13 protein-coding genes and 1 pseudogene are annotated in these 16,478 nt (G+C 70.9%); 13 read left to right on the top strand and 1 reads right to left on the bottom strand.

The window, feature by feature from the left end:
- Nucleotides 1-3: 3 nt before the first annotated feature.
- Nucleotides 4-435 carry a Rieske (2Fe-2S) protein gene (locus tag AAFN69_RS25085; protein WP_347730994.1) on the top strand — a complete coding sequence of 144 codons (432 nt, stop codon included), beginning with the start codon at nt 4-6 and terminating at the stop codon, nt 433-435.
- 26 nt (nt 436-461) lie between these two features.
- On the opposite strand, the gene AAFN69_RS25080 is transcribed toward AAFN69_RS25085, so the two are convergent.
- Nucleotides 462-1,391, bottom strand: coding sequence for a hypothetical protein (locus AAFN69_RS25080; RefSeq protein ID WP_347731080.1), 930 nt, complete (start codon nt 1,389-1,391; stop codon nt 462-464).
- Nucleotides 1,392-1,674: 283 nt separating this feature from the next.
- On the opposite strand from AAFN69_RS25080, the gene AAFN69_RS25075 reads away from it, so the two are divergent.
- From AAFN69_RS25075 to AAFN69_RS25020, 12 genes and pseudogenes are all read left to right on the top strand, one after another.
- Complete coding sequence (locus tag AAFN69_RS25075; RefSeq protein WP_347730993.1) at nt 1,675-2,310, top strand: papain-like cysteine protease family protein; 636 nt, start codon at nt 1,675-1,677, stop codon at nt 2,308-2,310.
- Between the two features lie 5 nt (nt 2,311-2,315).
- Nucleotides 2,316-3,182 (top strand): hypothetical protein, encoded by an 867-nt coding sequence (locus AAFN69_RS25070; RefSeq protein ID WP_347731079.1) that lies wholly within the window; start codon nt 2,316-2,318, stop codon nt 3,180-3,182.
- 209 nt (nt 3,183-3,391) lie between these two features.
- The gene (gene uvrC / locus AAFN69_RS25065; RefSeq protein WP_347730992.1) at nt 3,392-5,425 is read left to right on the top strand and encodes an excinuclease ABC subunit UvrC; all 2,034 of its coding nucleotides are present in this window, start codon (nt 3,392-3,394) and stop codon (nt 5,423-5,425) included.
- Entirely contained in the window at nt 5,422-6,360 is a 939-nt protein-coding gene (rapZ, locus tag AAFN69_RS25060) for an RNase adapter RapZ (protein ID WP_347730991.1), read from the top strand. The genes uvrC and rapZ overlap by 4 nt, the downstream gene beginning before the upstream one ends.
- Nucleotides 6,357-7,391, top strand: coding sequence for a uridine diphosphate-N-acetylglucosamine-binding protein YvcK (gene yvcK / locus AAFN69_RS25055; RefSeq protein WP_347730990.1), 1,035 nt, complete (start codon nt 6,357-6,359; stop codon nt 7,389-7,391). The genes rapZ and yvcK overlap by 4 nt, the downstream gene beginning before the upstream one ends.
- Nucleotides 7,382-8,371 carry a DNA-binding protein WhiA gene (gene whiA / locus AAFN69_RS25050; RefSeq protein ID WP_347730989.1) on the top strand — a complete coding sequence of 330 codons (990 nt, stop codon included), beginning with the start codon at nt 7,382-7,384 and terminating at the stop codon, nt 8,369-8,371. Before yvcK ends, whiA begins: the two co-directional genes overlap by 10 nt.
- A gap of 727 nt (nt 8,372-9,098) precedes the next feature.
- Complete coding sequence (locus tag AAFN69_RS25045; RefSeq protein ID WP_347730988.1) at nt 9,099-12,059, top strand: M14 family zinc carboxypeptidase; 2,961 nt, start codon at nt 9,099-9,101, stop codon at nt 12,057-12,059.
- A 391-nt stretch (nt 12,060-12,450) separates the two neighbouring features.
- Complete coding sequence (gene gap / locus AAFN69_RS25040; protein ID WP_347730987.1) at nt 12,451-13,458, top strand: type I glyceraldehyde-3-phosphate dehydrogenase; 1,008 nt, start codon at nt 12,451-12,453, stop codon at nt 13,456-13,458.
- 114 nt (nt 13,459-13,572) lie between these two features.
- Nucleotides 13,573-14,784 carry a phosphoglycerate kinase gene (locus AAFN69_RS25035; protein WP_347730986.1) on the top strand — a complete coding sequence of 404 codons (1,212 nt, stop codon included), beginning with the start codon at nt 13,573-13,575 and terminating at the stop codon, nt 14,782-14,784.
- A gap of 7 nt (nt 14,785-14,791) precedes the next feature.
- Nucleotides 14,792-15,568 (top strand): triose-phosphate isomerase, encoded by a 777-nt coding sequence (gene tpiA, locus AAFN69_RS25030; RefSeq protein ID WP_347730985.1) that lies wholly within the window; start codon nt 14,792-14,794, stop codon nt 15,566-15,568.
- A 177-nt stretch (nt 15,569-15,745) separates the two neighbouring features.
- Nucleotides 15,746-15,976, top strand: a complete 231-nt coding sequence (gene secG / locus AAFN69_RS25025) for a preprotein translocase subunit SecG (RefSeq protein ID WP_347731078.1) — start codon at nt 15,746-15,748, stop codon at nt 15,974-15,976.
- Between the two features lie 182 nt (nt 15,977-16,158).
- Nucleotides 16,159-16,443: pseudogene (locus AAFN69_RS25020) on the top strand (RNA polymerase-binding protein RbpA); the annotation flags it as partial.
- Between the last annotated feature and the right edge of the window lie 35 nt (nt 16,444-16,478).

The raw sequence follows: 16,478 nt of genomic DNA, 5'->3' as shown, positions 1-16,478 counted from the left end.
TCCATGCCCGGCCCCTCCTCAGCCGCCCGCCGCACCGTGCTGAAAGGCGCAGCCCTCGCCGGGGCCGCCGGGCTCGGGACCGCCGCCTGCTCCACCGAGTCCAAGCTGGGGCGCGCCGAGCAGCCGACCCCGACCGCACCGGTCCACCTCGGCGCGGCCGACGCCGTACCGGTCGGCGGCGCGAAGCTCTACCGCGAGCAGCGCCTCATCGTGAGCTGCCCGGAAGAGGGTACGTACAAGGCGTTCAGCGCCCAGTGCACCCACGCCGGCTGCCTTCTCGACAAGATCGAGAACAATGAGGGCAACTGTCCCTGCCACGGCAGCCGGTTCGATGTCACCAGCGGCAAGGCGCTGGTGGGCCCGGCCACCGTGCCCCTGCCCGAGGTCCGGATCAAGGTCGAGGGCGGCAAGCTGGTCGCGGGCCCGGACGCCTGACCCCCCGGCGCGCGGCAGGCCCCCGGTCAGTCCCAGTCCCAGTCGATGCCGAGTATCCCGGGCCGTACGCCCTGCTCCACCAGATGGACCGTGCGGTGCCGGCCGCTCAGCGTCAGATCGGTCCGGGCACCGCGCGGCGCCCCCGTCGTCGCCTGCGCGAACCGCCGGCAGCGCACCGGCAGCGCGCCGTCGTCGAAGCGCACCTGAAGGACGTACTGCCCGCCCGCGTAGGTGAACCCCCGGATGTACTCGGTACTGGCACCGCCCGTCCCGTCCTCGAAGCCGTAGCCGAAGACATGGGTGTCACCCGCCCGCAGCCGGGCGTCGAACAGGAGCTCGGCGGCCACCACCCCGGTCTCCCGGTGCCACCGCACCCGGCCCGTCCGGCAGTTCTCCAGCGCGCTGACCCTCACCCGGGCCGGGTCGCACCCCGTCTCCCCGTGGTGGATGGCGAGATAGCGGTCGACCCCGTCCCGGTGGGCGCGCACCACATGCCGGGAGTCGCGGCCCAGCAGCTCCCGGCCCGCCCCGATGCGCACCCGCTCGTGGTGGCCGACCGTGTGCAGCCCGCCGTCCGCCGGTGCCTCCATCTCCGCCAGCAGCCGCTCCACCGCACCGGACACCTCCACCACGGACCGGTAGGAGCGCGCGGCGGGGCGCTCGACATCGACCCGCGCGCCCTCACCGATGCCCAGCAGGCGCAGCAGTGAGTTCGCCGGGAGTTCGAGTACGTCCTCCAGGGCGCGCACGGCCCGCAGTGACTCGGGCCGCTGCGGGCGGCGCGCCCCCTGCTGCCAGTAACTCAGGCTGGTGACACCGACCTTGACCCCGCGATGGGCCAGCCGGTGCTGGACCCGCTGCAACGGGAGCCCGCGTACCGCCAGCGCCGCGCGGAGTGCCAGATGGAACGGCCCGGTGTGCAGCATCTGCGCCAGATCGGCCTCCGAGGCCGCCATATCCCCGATGTCCACCCCTGCGCCCTCCGGCTGCTCCGTGCGGTACCGCGCTTGACCTGCACTGGTCGCAGTGAACGTTCACGACAGGGACGGGCCCGGCGGGCGTTTGACGGCGCTTTTCCTGGTGGGACAGGGCATCCGTATTCACATTCCGCCCGTGACATTCACAGCTCCACGTCCACCGCATTGAAGCGTGTTGACCCGTTCCCGACAAGGATCGATGCTCAACCAGCAGCGTCCGGACGCGCTCCTCCACCCCTCACCCCCCTCAGGGAGGAACGCGATGCGCAATACCACCAGACGGCTCGCCGCCGTCGGGGCGGTGCTCGCCGCTCTGCTCACCACACCCCTGTCATCGGCGACCGCCGCACCCGCCGACGGCCCCGCCACCAGCCGGGTCACCGGCTCGGCCGCCCCTGCCGACGCCCGCGGCGCACTGGCCTGGAAGCGGCTCAACATCACCATGCAGGCCCAGGAGAAGACCAACTGGTGCTGGGCCGCCGCCGGCAACACCGTGGCTTCCTTCTATGGCCGGAATTACAGCCAGAACCAGTTCTGCAACGCGGCGTTCAACCGTCAGCAGAACACCCAGTGCCCCAACAACCAGGCAACCCTCGCAAATGTGCAGACCGGTCTGCGCTGGACCGGCGTCAGCCCCGGCTCGTACATATCGAACTGGCTGACCTACCCGGCCGTACAGACCGAGATCAATGCGAACCGGCCCATCGAGACCCGGATCCAGTGGTCCAGCGGCGGTGGCCACATGCACATCATCTACGGCTTCGACACCGCCAACAGCTGGGTCTACTGGGGTGATCCCTGGCAGACCAGCTCCCGCTACAACTGGGCCTCGCACGCCTGGTACGTGAACAACAACTCCTTCTCCTGGACCCACTCGCTGTACCGGATCGGGGCGTGAACGCGATGAAGCGGACCTCAGGAACGCAGGCCGCCGCCCGGATCCCCGCCGCCGCTCTGATGGCCGTGCTCGCGGTCGGAGTGCTGGGTACGGGTACGGCCTCGGCGGACACCGGCGGAGCCCTCGCGGGCGGTCACTCCGCGGCCGATGTCAGCGCGGCGCGGAAGGCGGCGACCACGCCGGCGACCATGTCGACGCTCTCCCGGTTCTTCTCCCGCGACGGCACGGTCGCCCGGTCGGCGGTCGCACCCCGTGCGGAGGGGATCACGGTCCCGGTGCTCACCCTCGCGCCGGAGTTCGTGGCCGGGAAGAAGGGCGCACCCATCGCCCGTACCGAATTCCTCGCCACCAAGGCGGTCTCCTCGGACGGCCGGACGGCGTCGGTGTGGGCCGCGAAGGTGGGCGGGGACTGGCAGGTGGTGAACATCGCCACCGGTGACGACGAGTTCCGGTACACCCGGACCGGCGAACGCAAGCTGCCCGGCGGCACGGTCTTCCGGGAGCCGCAGATCGACGCGTGGTTCGTCAGCAAGGGAACGAAGGTGCTCCCGCTCGACAAGAACGCCGCACGGGCGGTGGGCGTGACGGGCACCACCCTCACCGCCTACCGGGACCGGGTGCGGACGTCCTACGCCGACAAGCTGCCCGGCTCGGCCTACGCCAAGAAGGGCGTGGCGGGCGGTTACGGCCCGGCCGCCGAGGCGGTGGCCGACGAACTCGCCGGGACGGAGGCCCTCGCCGCCGGCACGGCCACGGCGGCCGAGCACGCGGTGGTGCCGGACGACAGCGCGATGGTCACGGCGTCGGTCGCCGCGGGCGCGGGCGGAGTGATCGCGGTCGCCCTGGCCCTGCGGCTGCGCCGCCGGGCCTGACGGTCCGCACCCGCGGGGGCCGGGAGACCCGACCGGGGTCTCCCGGCCCCTGTGCCCTGTGCCCTGTGCCCTGTGCCCTGTGCCCTGTGCCCTGTGCCCTGTGCCCTGTGCCCTGTGCCCTGTGCCCTGTGCCCCGCCCGGCCCGGGAGGCCCGCTCCTCCCGCCGCCGGGCGACCGGGCTGTCAGTCCCCGCCAGTAGGGTGGACGGCATGGCAGACCCCTCCAGCTACCGTCCCAGGCCGGGAGAGATCCCCGACTCCCCGGGGGTCTACAAATTCCGTGACGACCACCGCCGGGTGATCTACGTCGGGAAGGCCAAGAGCCTGCGCCAGCGGCTCGCGAGCTACTTCCAGGACGTCGCCAATCTCCACCCGCGCACCGCCACCATGGTCACCACCGCGGCCTCGGTGGAGTGGACGGTCGTCTCCACCGAGGTGGAGGCGCTTCAGCTGGAGTACTCCTGGATCAAGGAGTACGACCCCCGGTTCAACGTCAAATACCGCGACGACAAGAGCTATCCCTATCTCGCGGTCACCATGAACGAGGAATTCCCGCGCGTCCAGGTGATGCGCGGAGCCAAGCGGAAGGGCGTGCGCTACTTCGGCCCGTACGGCCACGCGTGGGCCATCCGCGAGACCGTCGATCTGATGCTCCGTGTCTTCCCCGTCCGCACCTGCTCCGCCGGGGTCCTGCGGAACCATCAGCAGAAGGGCCGCCCCTGCCTCCTCGGCTACATCGGCAAGTGCTCCGCGCCCTGCGTCGGCCGGGTCACCCCCGAGGAGCACCGCGAACTGGCCGAGGAGTTCTGCGACTTCATGGCCGGCCGCACCGGCACCTACATCCGCCGGCTGGAGCAGCGGATGACCGAGGCGGCCGAGGAGATGGAGTACGAGCGGGCGGCCAGGCTCCGCGACGACATAGGGGCCCTGCGCCGCGCCCTGGAGAAGAACGCGGTCGTGCTGACCGACGCCACCGACGCCGATCTGATCGCCGTCGCCGAGGACGAGCTGGAAGCCGCCGTGCAGATCTTCCACGTCCGGGGCGGGCGGGTGCGCGGACAGCGCGGCTGGGTCACCGACAAGGTCGAGGCCGTCGACACGGCCGGCCTGGTCGAGCATGCGCTCCAGCAGCTCTACGGGGAGGAGCGCGGCGAATCGGTCCCCAAGGAGGTGCTGGTCCCGGCCCTGCCCGAGGAGCCGGAGACCGTCGGGCAGTGGCTCGGCGAGCGCCGCGGCTCACAGGTCTCGCTGCGGGTGCCCCGGCGCGGCGACAAGAAGGACCTGATGGAGACGGTCCAGCGCAACGCGGTGCAGGCGCTCGGCCTGCACAAGACCAAGCGGGCGAGCGATCTCACCACCCGCTCCCGGGCGCTGGAGGAGATCGCCGAGGCCCTGGGGCTGGATTCGGCACCGCTGCGGATCGAGTGCTTCGACATCTCCCACCTCCAGGGTGAGGACGTCGTGGCGTCGATGGTGGTCTTCGAGGACGGACTGCCGCGCAAGAGCGAGTACCGGCGCTTCCAGATCAAGGGCTTCGAGGGGCAGGACGACGTCCGCTCCATGCACGAGGTGATCGGCCGCCGCTTCCGCCGCTATCTCGCGGAGAAGGACCGGACCGGCGAGTGGATCGGCGCCGACCCGCCCGCGCCGGACGCCCCCGGTGCGTCCGCCGCGCCGGGGCACACGGCGGAGACGACGCCGCCCGAGGCGGACGACGGCCGTCCCCGGCGCTTCGCCTACCCGCCCCAGCTCGTGGTGGTCGACGGCGGCCGGCCGCAGGTGGCCGCCGCCCGGCGGGCCCTGGACGAGCTCGGCATCGACGATGTCGCGGTCTGCGGGCTGGCCAAGCGGCTGGAGGAGGTCTGGCTGCCCGACGAGGACGACCCGGTGATCCTGCCCCGCTCCAGCGAGGGCCTGTATCTCCTCCAGAGGGTCCGGGACACCGCGCACGACTTCGCCATCCGCTATCAGCGGTCCAAGCGGACCAAACGCATCCGCATCGGCCCGCTCGACGCGGTGCCCGGTCTCGGCGAGACCCGCAAGCAGGCGCTGATCAAGCATTTCGGCTCGGTCAAACGACTGCGGCAGGCCACAATCGAACAAATCTGCGAGGTGCCGGGCATGGGCCGAAAGACCGCGGAAGCCCTGGTCACGGCCCTCGCCCAGGCGGCTCCGGCCGCCCCTGCCGTGAATACGGCAACAGGAGAGATCATTGAAGAGAACGACGGGGGCAGCACAGCATGAATGAGCACGATGGAGACGGAGCAGCAGACGTGAGTACGGGCACCACGACCGAGCCCGGCGGGGCCGCGGAGCCGGCCATCCCCGAGCTGGTCATCATCTCCGGAATGTCCGGCGCCGGGCGCAGCACGGCCGCCAAATGTCTCGAGGACCTCGGCTGGTTCGTCGTGGACAATCTGCCACCCGCACTGATCCCCACCATGGTGGAGCTGGGCGCCCGCTCGCAGGGCAATGTGGCCCGCATCGCCGTGGTCGTGGACGTCCGGGGCCGCCGGTTCTTCGACAATCTGCGCGAGTCCCTCGCCGACCTGGACTCCAAGCAGGTCACCCGCCGGATCGTCTTCCTGGAGTCCTCGGACGACGCCCTGGTCCGGCGGTTCGAGTCCGTCCGCAGGCCGCACCCCCTCCAGGGCGACGGCCGCATCGTGGACGGCATCGCCGCCGAGCGCGATCTCCTGCGCGAGCTGCGCGGGGACGCCGACCTGGTCATCGACACCTCCAGCCTCAATGTCCACGAGCTGCGGGCCAAGATGGACGCGCAGTTCGCCGGCGACGAGGAGCCCGAGCTCCGGGCGACCGTGATGTCCTTCGGCTTCAAGTACGGACTCCCGGTCGACGCCGATCTCGTGGTCGACATGCGCTTCCTCCCCAACCCGCACTGGGTCCCCGAGCTGCGCCCCTTCAGCGGTCTCAACGAGGAGGTGTCGAACTACGTCTTCAACCAGCCCGGCGCCAAGGAGTTCCTCGACCGCTACACCGAGCTGCTCCAGATGATCGCCGCCGGATACCGCCGTGAGGGCAAGCGGTACGTCACCATCGCGGTCGGCTGCACCGGCGGCAAGCACCGCTCCGTCGCCACCTCCGAGAAGCTGGCCGCCAGGCTCTCCGCCGCCGGTGTCGAGACCGTCGTCGTCCACCGGGACATGGGGCGCGAGTGACCTCTCGTTCGATCCGGCTGCGCAGACTGCGCAGATCCGGCCATGCACCGCTCAGCCGCCGGCGCGGCGCCCAGCCCAAGGTCGTCGCCCTCGGCGGCGGCCACGGGCTCTCCGCCTCGCTGGCGGCGCTCCGCCGGATCACCGGCGATCTCACCGCCGTCGTCACCGTCGCCGACGACGGCGGCTCCAGCGGCCGGCTCCGGGAGGAGCTGGGCGTGCTGCCCCCCGGCGACCTCCGCAAGGCCCTCGCGGCCCTCTGCGGTGACGACGACTGGGGCCAGACCTGGGCCAGGGTGATCCAGCACCGCTTCCAGTCCGAGGGCGATCTCCACGAACACGCGGTCGGCAATCTGCTGATCGTGGCCCTCTGGGAACAGCTCGGCGACCCGGTCCAGGCCCTCGACCTGGTCGGGCGGCTGCTGGGCGCGCACGGCCGGGTGCTCCCCATGTCCGCGGTGCCCCTGGAGCTCCAGGCGCTGGTCCGCGGCCACGATCCGACACGCCCGGACGAGATCGGAACCGTACGGGGTCAGGCGACCGTCGCGCTGACCCCCGGCGATGTCCAGTCCGTCCACCTCGTACCCAACGATCCGCCCGCCGTTCCGGAGGCCGTCGCCGCCGTTCTTGACGCCGACTGGGTGGTTCTGGGCCCGGGATCCTGGTTCTCCTCGGTCATCCCGCACCTGCTGGTGCCCGAGCTGCTCGACGCGCTGGTGGAGACCAAGGCCCGGCGGGTCCTCTCGCTCAATCTGGCCCCTCAGCCGGGTGAGACAGAAGGTTTCTCCCCGCAGCGTCATTTGGAGGTTTTGGGACGACACGCGCCTAAACTCGCCCTGGACGTGGTGCTCGCCGACGAGGCGGCCGTGCCCGATCGCACCTTGCTCGCCGAAGCCGCGAAACGCCTCGGTGCCGCGGTCGAGCTGGCCCCCGTGGCCTCGCTCGGCGGAGGCCCGAAGCACGACCCGGAGCTGTTGGCCGCCGCGTACGACCGTATTTTTCGGATGCATGGAAGGATCGGCCCATGGCGATGACGGCAGCGGTGAAAGACGAGATCTCCCGGCTCCCCGTCACCCGGACCTGCTGCAGAAAGGCGGAGGTCTCGGCGATCCTGCGCTTCGCGGGCGGGCTGCATCTGGTGAGCGGCCGGATCGTGATCGAGGCGGAGCTGGACACCGGCATCGCCGCGCGGCGGCTGAAGCGGGACATCCTGGAGATCTTCGGCCACAGCTCCGAGCTGATGGTGATGGCCCCCGGCGGGCTCCGCCGGGGCTCACGCTATGTCGTCCGGGTGGTGGCGGGCGGTGACCAGCTCGCCCGGCAGACCGGCCTGGTCGACGGCCGGGGCCGCCCGATCCGCGGGCTCCCGCCGCAGGTCGTCTCCGGCGCCACCTGCGACGCCGAGGCCGCCTGGCGGGGCGCCTTCCTGGCGCACGGCTCACTGACCGAGCCCGGCCGCTCCTCCTCGCTGGAGGTCACCTGCCCGGGCCCGGAGGCCGCCCTCGCCCTGGTCGGCGCGGCGCGGCGGCTCTCCATCGCCGCCAAGGCGCGGGAGGTCCGGGGCGTGGACCGGGTCGTCGTCCGCGACGGCGACGCGATCGGGGCGCTGCTGACGAGACTGGGCGCCCATGAGTCGGTACTGGCCTGGGAGGAGCGGCGGATGCGCCGCGAGGTCCGCGCCACCGCCAACCGCCTGGCCAATTTCGACGACGCCAACCTCCGCCGCTCGGCCCGCGCGGCGGTCGCCGCGGGCGCCCGGGTGCAGCGCGCCCTGGAAATTCTCGCCGAGGAGGTGCCGGAGCACCTCGCGGCCGCGGGGCGGCTGCGGATGGAGCACAAGCAGGCTTCCCTGGAGGAGCTGGGCGCGCTCGCCGACCCGCCGCTCACCAAGGACGCGGTGGCGGGCCGTATCCGCCGCCTCCTGGCGATGGCGGACAAGCGCGCGCAGGATCTGGGCATCCCCGGCACCGAGTCCAACCTCACCGAGGAAATGGCCGACGGCTTCGCCGGCTGAGAACGGGCCTCCCGGGGCGGGCTCTCCCCGCCCGGACGGCCGCTCCGCAGGGCCTCCCGGCGGAGTTCCGGGGGCCCGCTGATTTGCGTTCCGGTGGTTTGCGGCCGGGCGGGCCGCCCTCCCGCGCCCGGCTCCCCGGAGCCTGTCCCGCGCCGGTGCGGGACGCACTCCGGGGCGGCCGGACCGGAGCCGCACCTGCGGAGGGATCGAAAACGCGCCAGTTCCAGTGCTTTCGGACAGGGTGTGCCCCGGGACGCCCCCCGGCGCGCCCGCCCCGCGCGGCCCTTTCCGGTCGCACCGCCCCGGCCCGGCGCCCGTTCGCCGGCCACGGCACCGGCCCCGGAACCGCTCCCGCGCCGTGAGGCGGGCCGCCCCGCGAGCCCTGGGCACCCCCTTCGCGAGCCCTCTCCGCGAGCCCCGGCCGGGCCCCGCACGCTCCCCGGGAAGCCCCCGCGCCGAGCGCGAACCGGACCCGCGATCGAACACCGGGAGCCTCGTGTCGAACGCGTGGCGCACCCGTGCCGAACGCGGACGGGACCCGTACCGAACACGTGACGGACCCGTGCCGGGCGGATCGCCCTGCCCCCGCCGTTCACTTCGAAACCCGATGTCCCCATAAGGATTACCCGCGCACGCGGGTTGACATGGGCAAGCCCCCCTCAAGAGTCTTGCGTCTGTTCGCTTTCCTGGCAGAAATCTGCACGGCAGAAATGGCAAGGGGGGTTTGATGAGACGCAGAGCGAGAGCATTGCTCGCCGCGGCTTCCATGCTGACCGTCACACTGACGGCCGCTCCATTCGCACAAGCGGAATCCGGAGGGGGAGACACCGGAGACGGCAATGGGCTGTCCGTCTGGCATGCGAAGGTCACCAAGGCACAGGTCCCGCTGATCCTTGAGACCGGCGTCGACGGGCACGAGCTGAGTTCCCAGGTTCCCGAGAAGGGCACCGGAACCATTGAGCTGTATCTGACCGACCGACAGGCCGCCGACCTGCGCGAGCAGGGCGTCGGCATCACCGAGCACCAACTCTCCGCCGCCGCGAGCAAGCGCGTGGCCGCCGCCGGGGACGGGGTCTACCGTCCCTACAGCGGCGAGGGCGGCCTCCAGCAGGAGATCCTGGAGACGGCACAGGCGAATCCGGCCATCAGCAAGGCCGTCAGCATCGGCAAGTCCGTGAACGGCCAGGACATCCTCGCCCTCAAGGTCAGCAAGGGCGCCGCGACCGTCCGGGACGGCAGCAAGCCCGCCACCCTGTATCTGTCGAACCAGCATGCCCGGGAGTGGATCACCCCGGAGATGACCCGCCGGCTGATGCACCACTACCTGACCAATTACGGCAAGGACCCCCGGATCACCAAGATCATCGACACCACCGAGCTGTGGTTCGTGATCTCGGCCAACCCCGACGGCTACGACTACACCTTCAAGGGGACCACCGAGCGCCAGTGGCGCAAGAACCTGCGCGACAACAACGGCGACGGCCGGATCGCCGCCGGTGACGGCGTCGACCTCAACCGCAACTTCGCCTACAAGTGGGGTTACGACAACGAGGGTTCGTCCCCCGACGTCTTCGACGAGACCTACCGCGGCGCCTCACCCGGCTCCGAGCCCGAGACCAAGGCGGTCGACGCCTTCCAGAAGCGGATCGGCTTCGAGTACGGCATCAACTACCACTCCGCCGCCGAACTGATCCTCTACGGAGTCGGCTGGCAGGTCGCCACCGCCTCTCCCGACGACGTCGCGTACCAGGCCATCGCCGGTACGCCGGCCAAGCCCGGGGTCCCGGGCTACCGGCCCCAGGTCTCCTCCGAGCTGTACATCACCAACGGCGAGGCGAACGGCCACGCGGCCAACGTCAACGGCGCGACGATGTTCACCCCGGAGATGTCGACCTGCACCACCGTCTCCCGGATCGACCCGAACGACGCCTGGAACCCGGCGGACTGCGCCTCGGTCTTCACCTTCCCGGACGACGAGAAGCTGATCCAGCAGGAGTTCGCCAAGAACATCCCGTTCGCCCTCGCGGTCGCGGAGTCCTCCGCCACCCCCGACCGGCCGGTCTCCGCGGTCGGCACGCCGGCCCCCGACTTCACCCCCGACCCCTTCACGGTGTCCTACGCGCGCGGCGGTGACCAGGAGGTCTCCGTCGTCGCCCGCAAGACGCTGCGGAACAAGGAGCTGAAGTACCGGGTCGACGGCGGCCCGGTCCGCACCGAACGCCTCAAGCCCTGGAAGGGCGGCGAGACCTTCGGCGGCGCGGACAACCACCGCTTCGACGAGTACCGCGCCGAGGTGAAGAAGGCCCCCGTCGGTTCCACGGTGGAGGTCTGGTTCACCGCGAGTGTGACGGACGGCTGGCCGGTCACGCCCAGCAAGCCGTTCACGTACACCGTCGCGGACCGCACACGCGGTGACACGCTGGTGATCGCCGAGGAGGGCGGGACCACCCCGGCGAAGCACACCGCCGCGTACACCCAGGCGCTCGCCGACAACAAGGAGCGCAGCGCGGTCTGGGACGTCGCCGTCCAGGGCCGTCCGCACCCGCTCGGTGTGCTGAGCCACTTCGACGCCGCCGTCTGGTACACCGGCGGTGCGGTGCCTTCCTGGTCCACCAGCCACGCCGTGCGCGCCTACCTCAACGAGGGCGGCAAGCTGGTCACCGCCGGTGAGCGGGCCGGCAGCTTCGCCAACCTCGGCCGGGCCGTCAGCGACGACTTCGCGCAGTACTGGCTCGGTTCCTCCGGCCGGGCGTCCCTCGCGGGCACCTCGGCCTTCCGGGGCACCGGGAAGCTCGCCGGCGCCGCCGGCTCGCTCGGCGGCGTCCCCGACAACCCGCTGAACCAGGCGGGTGCCTACACCGTCACCTCCGACACGCTGCCGCCCGCGGAGTTCCCGCAGTTCCGCAGCGAGGCGGCGGGCGACTACCCGGGTGTGCGGATGCCGTTCTCGCCGTACGAGGGCGAGTGGTACGCCGCGGCCACCCACCGCAACAGTTCCTGGAACCGCCTCGCCCGCACCGTCGACCTGACGGGCACGGCCGCGGCCGACGCGCCCAAGCTGACCATGCAGCTCAGCTACAACACCGAGCCCGGGTACGACAACGCCGTGGTCGAGGTCCACACCGTGGGCCAGGACGACTGGACCACCCTCCCGGACATCAACGGCAACACCCGCACCACCGTGCCCGCCGAGTGCGGCGCGGCCTTCTACATCAACCAGCACCCCTTCCTGAAGCGCTATCTCACCCTCGGCGCGGGAGGCTGCACACCGACCGGCACCACCGGAAGCTGGAACTCCTTCACCGGTGCCTCCGACGGCTGGAAGTCGGTCGGCTTCGACCTCAGCGCCTACGCGGGCAAGAAGATCGAGGTCTCCGTCTCCTACATCACCGACCCCAGCGACGGCGGGCGCGGTCTCTTCGTCGACGACGCCAAGCTGGTGACGGCGGGCGGGACGAGCGGCGCGGAGGGCTTCGAGACCTCCTTCGGCGACTGGAGCCTGCCCGGTCCGCCGGCCGGCAGTCCGGCCCCGCGCGGGGACTGGATCCGCGGCCAGGACCTGTACCCGTCGGCGGGTGCCGTCGCCACCCGGGACACCTTCCTCCTCGGCTTCGGCCTGGAGCACGTGACCGGTGCCATCGAGCGCCGTCAGCTCATCGGCACGGCGCTGCGCGCGCTGAAGAGCTGATCGCGGGGTTGTCAAATCGGCCGGGCCGCCCGAGGGGGCGGTCCGGCCCCCGGGACCACCCGAGGTGACCGCCGGAGGCCATCCGGTGACCACTTCGGGCCCTGGGTGCACACCCGTGCCCGACCCCGCTCGAATGAGGGGATACGGATCGGGGCGCACCCCCGCTGAGCTGGGAAGATGTAATCAACGCCGGTCGGCCGGGACTCCTCCCCGGCCGGCCGGTCACGGCGGCCGACACCTCCCGGCGGGGGGTATCGGCCGCCGTGGCCACGTACGGGCCCTCCGATGTCACTCAGGCGCTTCCATGGAGGTAGGGTCGTAGACGGTCGGGGACATCCCATACAACTCGCCGGGCGTCGAAACCCGGCGCACCTAACGAGGAGATCGGTTCGTGACGATCCGCGTAGGCATCAACGGCTTTGGCCGCATCGGTCGTAACTACTTCCGCGCGCTGCTGGAGCAGGGTGCAGACATCGAGATCGTGGCTGTCAACGACCTGGGTGACACTGCGACCACGGCCCACCTGCTGAAGTACGACACCATCCTGGGCCGCCTCAAGGCCGAGGTGTCCCACACCGCCGACACGATCACGGTCGACGGCCACACCATCAAGGTGCTCTCCGAGCGCAACCCCGCGGACATTCCCTGGGGCGAGCTGGGCGTCGACATCGTCATCGAGTCGACCGGCATCTTCACCAAGAAGGCCGACGCCGCGAAGCACCTCGCCGGCGGCGCCAAGAAGGTCCTCATCTCGGCTCCGGCCAGCGACGAGGACATCACCGTGGTGATGGGCGTCAACCAGGACAAGTACGACCCGGCGAACCACCACGTCATCTCCAACGCCTCCTGCACCACCAACTGTGTGGCGCCGATGGCCAAGGTGCTCGACGAGAACTTCGGCATCGTCCGCGGTCTGATGACCACGGTCCACGCGTACACCAACGACCAGCGCATCCTGGACTTCCCGCACAAGGACCTGCGCCGCGCCCGCGCCGCCGCGGAGAACATCATCCCGACCACGACGGGTGCCGCCAAGGCCACCGCCCTGGTCCTTCCGCAGCTCAAGGGCAAGCTGGACGGCATCGCCATGCGCGTCCCGGTCCCGACCGGCTCCGCCACCGACCTGGTGGTCGAGCTCGACCGCGAGGTCACCAAGGACGAGGTCAACGCCGCGTTCAAGAAGGCGTCCGAGGGCGAGCTCGCCGGCATCCTGACGTACACCGAGGACCAGATCGTCTCCTCGGACATCGTCAGCGACCCGGCGTCCTGCACCTTCGACTCCTCCCTGACCATGGTTCAGGGCGGCAACTCGGTGAAGATCCTCGGCTGGTACGACAACGAGTGGGGCTACTCCAACCGTCTCGTCGACCTCACGCTCTTCGTCGGCAACCAGCTCTGACCGCTGGGAACACGGTTTCAGACAGCTCAGTGATGTGAGCGGCAGGGCTCGGGCGGCGCGACGCGGCGCGGTCCGGGCCCTGTCGCACGTCCCAGCCTCCGAGGAGTTCCGTCCATGAAGACGATCGAACAGCTCATCGCCGCCGGCGTCGCGGGCAAGCGGGTGTTCGTCCGCGCCGACCTCAATGTGCCGCTCGACGGCACCACCATCACCGACGACGGCCGCATCCGGGCCGTTCTCCCCACGATCGCGGAGCTCGCCGAGGCGGGCGCGCGCGTCATCGTCGCCTCCCATCTCGGCCGTCCCAAGGGCGCCCCGGACCCGGCGTTCTCGCTGGCCCCGGCCGCCGCCCGGCTCGGTGAGCTGCTCGGCCGCGAGGTGGCCTTCGCCACCGACACCGTCGGCGAGTCCGCCGCGGCCACCGTCGCGGCGCTCGCCGACGGCGAGGTCGCGGTGATCGAGAATCTGCGCTTCAACCCGGGCGAGACCAGCAAGGACGACGCCGAGCGCGGCGCCTTCGCCGACCGCCTCGCCGGCCTCGCCGATCTCTATGTCGGCGACGGCTTCGGGGCCGTGCACCGCAAGCACGCCTCCGTCTACGACCTCCCGGCCCGCCTCCCGCACGCCGCGGGCCGGCTCATCGCCACCGAGGTCGGGGTGTTGCGCAAGCTCACCGACGACGTGCGGCGGCCCTACGCCGTCGTCCTCGGCGGCGCCAAGGTCTCCGACAAGCTCGCGGTCATCGACCACCTGCTGGAGCGCGCCGACCGCATCCTCATCGGCGGCGGCATGGCCTTCACCTTCCTCAAGGCCCAAGGCCACGACGTGGGCGGATCGCTGCTCCAGGAGGACCAGATCCCGGCCGTCCAGGAGTATCTGGCCCGGGCCGAGGCCAAGGGTGTGGAGTTCGTGCTCCCCGTCGACGTACGGGTCGCCGCCGCCTTCCCCGACCTCAGGACCAAGGCCCCCTCCGGCTCGGAGGTCGTCGCCGCCGACGCCATCCCGGCGGGCCTGATGGGGCTCGACATCGGCCCCGAGAGCGGAAAGCTCTTCGCCTCGAAGCTCGCCGACGCGGCCACCGTTTTCTGGAACGGCCCGATGGGCGTCTTCGAGCACCCCGATTACGCCGGCGGCACCCGAGCGGTCGCCCAGGCACTGATCGACTCCCCGGGCTTCACCGTGGTCGGCGGCGGAGACTCCGCCGCGGCGGTGCGGATCCTGGGCTTCGACGAGAATGCATTCGGCCATATTTCGACCGGCGGCGGCGCGAGCCTCGAATACCTCGAGGGCAAGACGCTCCCCGGCCTCGCCGCACTGGAGGACTGACACTTTCATGACTACCCGCACCCCGCTCATGGCGGGCAACTGGAAGATGAACCTCAACCACCTTGAGGCCATCGCCCACGTCCAGAAGCTGGCCTTCGCCCTGGCGGACAAGGACTACGACGCGGTCGAGGTCGCCGTCCTGGCGCCCTTCACCGACCTGCGCTCCGTGCAGACCCTGATCGACGGCGACAAGCTGAAGATCAAGTACGGCGCCCAGGACATCTCCGCCCACGAGTCCGGCGCCTACACCGGCGAGATCTCCGGCGCGATGCTGGCCAAGCTGCGGTGCGGCTATGTCGCGGTCGGTCACTCCGAGCGACGCCAGTACCACGCGGAGACGGACGAGATCTGCAACGCGAAGGTGAAGGCCGCCTTCCGGCACGGCATCACCCCGATCCTCTGTGTGGGCGAGGGCCTGGACATCCGCAAGGCGGGGAAGCAGGTTCCGTACACCCTGGCGCAGCTCGACGGCGGACTGAAGGACGTTCCGGCCGAGCAGGCCGAGACGATCGTGATCGCGTACGAGCCCGTCTGGGCCATCGGCACCGGCGAGGTCGCCACCCCCGAGGACGCCCAGGAGGTCTGCGGGGCGATCCGCGCCCGCCTCGCCGAGCTGTACTCGCAGGAGCTGGCCGACAAGGTCCGCATTCAGTACGGCGGCTCGGTGAAGTCCGGAAACGTCGCCGCGATCATGGCCCAGCCCGATGTGGACGGAGCCCTGGTGGGCGGTGCCGCACTGGACACCGACGAATTCGTGAAGATCGTCCGCTTCCGCGACCAGTGAGCCGGGCTCCGCGAAGAGCGGGCCCCCTCCCGCGACCGGCGAGTATGCCGTAGCGCGGATCCGTCGTACCCTTGCGGGGGCCTGAGGCATTTCATGGAGCCCGTTCATGAAGCCCGGGCCCCCGTTCGTCCACAGATGTTTCTCGGAATTGCCAGGAAGTAGGGTTCAGCCGTGGTTATGGGGTTCTCGATCGCCCTGATCGTCTTCAGCCTGCTGCTGATGCTGCTGGTGCTGATGCACAAGGGAAAGGGCGGCGGCCTCTCCGACATGTTCGGCGGCGGCATGCAGTCCTCCGTCGGCGGCTCCTCCGTCGCCGAGCGCAACCTGGACCGGATCACCGTGGTGGTCGGTCTGATCTGGTTCGCATGCATTGTGGTGCTCGGTCTGCTGATGAAGCTGGACCGCTGACACCGGCTTCTCCGTCCCGGGCTGGTATGTAACTCCAATCCCTGGACGCGCGTTGGGCCTTACGTAGACTGGGGCACCGCGGCGCAGCCGCCGTGAGACGCTGTACCAGCACCATCACGCAGGGAGTTACGACCGTGGCAAGTGGCAACGCGATCCGGGGAAGCCGGGTCGGAGCGGGGCCGATGGGCGAGGCCGAGCGCGGCGAGTCCGCGCCACGCCTGCGCATCTCCTTCTGGTGCTCCAACGGGCACGAGACGCAGCCGAGCTTCGCCAGCGACGCACAGGTCCCTGACACCTGGGACTGCCCGCGCTGCGGCTTCCCGGCCGGCCAGGACCAGGACAATCCACCGGACCCGCCGCGCACCGAGCCGTACAAGACCCACCTCGCCTATGTGCGGGAGCGGCGCAGTGACGCGGACGGAGAGGCCATCCTCGCCGAGGCGCTCGCCAAACTGCGCGGCGAGATCTCGGGCTTGTGGTCCGGCCGGGACACCCAGGGGGG

The organism is Streptomyces sp. CAU 1734 (assembly GCF_039888735.1).
In the GTDB taxonomy this organism is placed as follows: Bacteria; Actinomycetota; Actinomycetes; order Streptomycetales; family Streptomycetaceae; genus Streptomyces.
The sequence above is the reverse complement of the archived record's forward strand: the minus strand, read 5'-3'. Positions and strand labels throughout refer to the sequence as shown.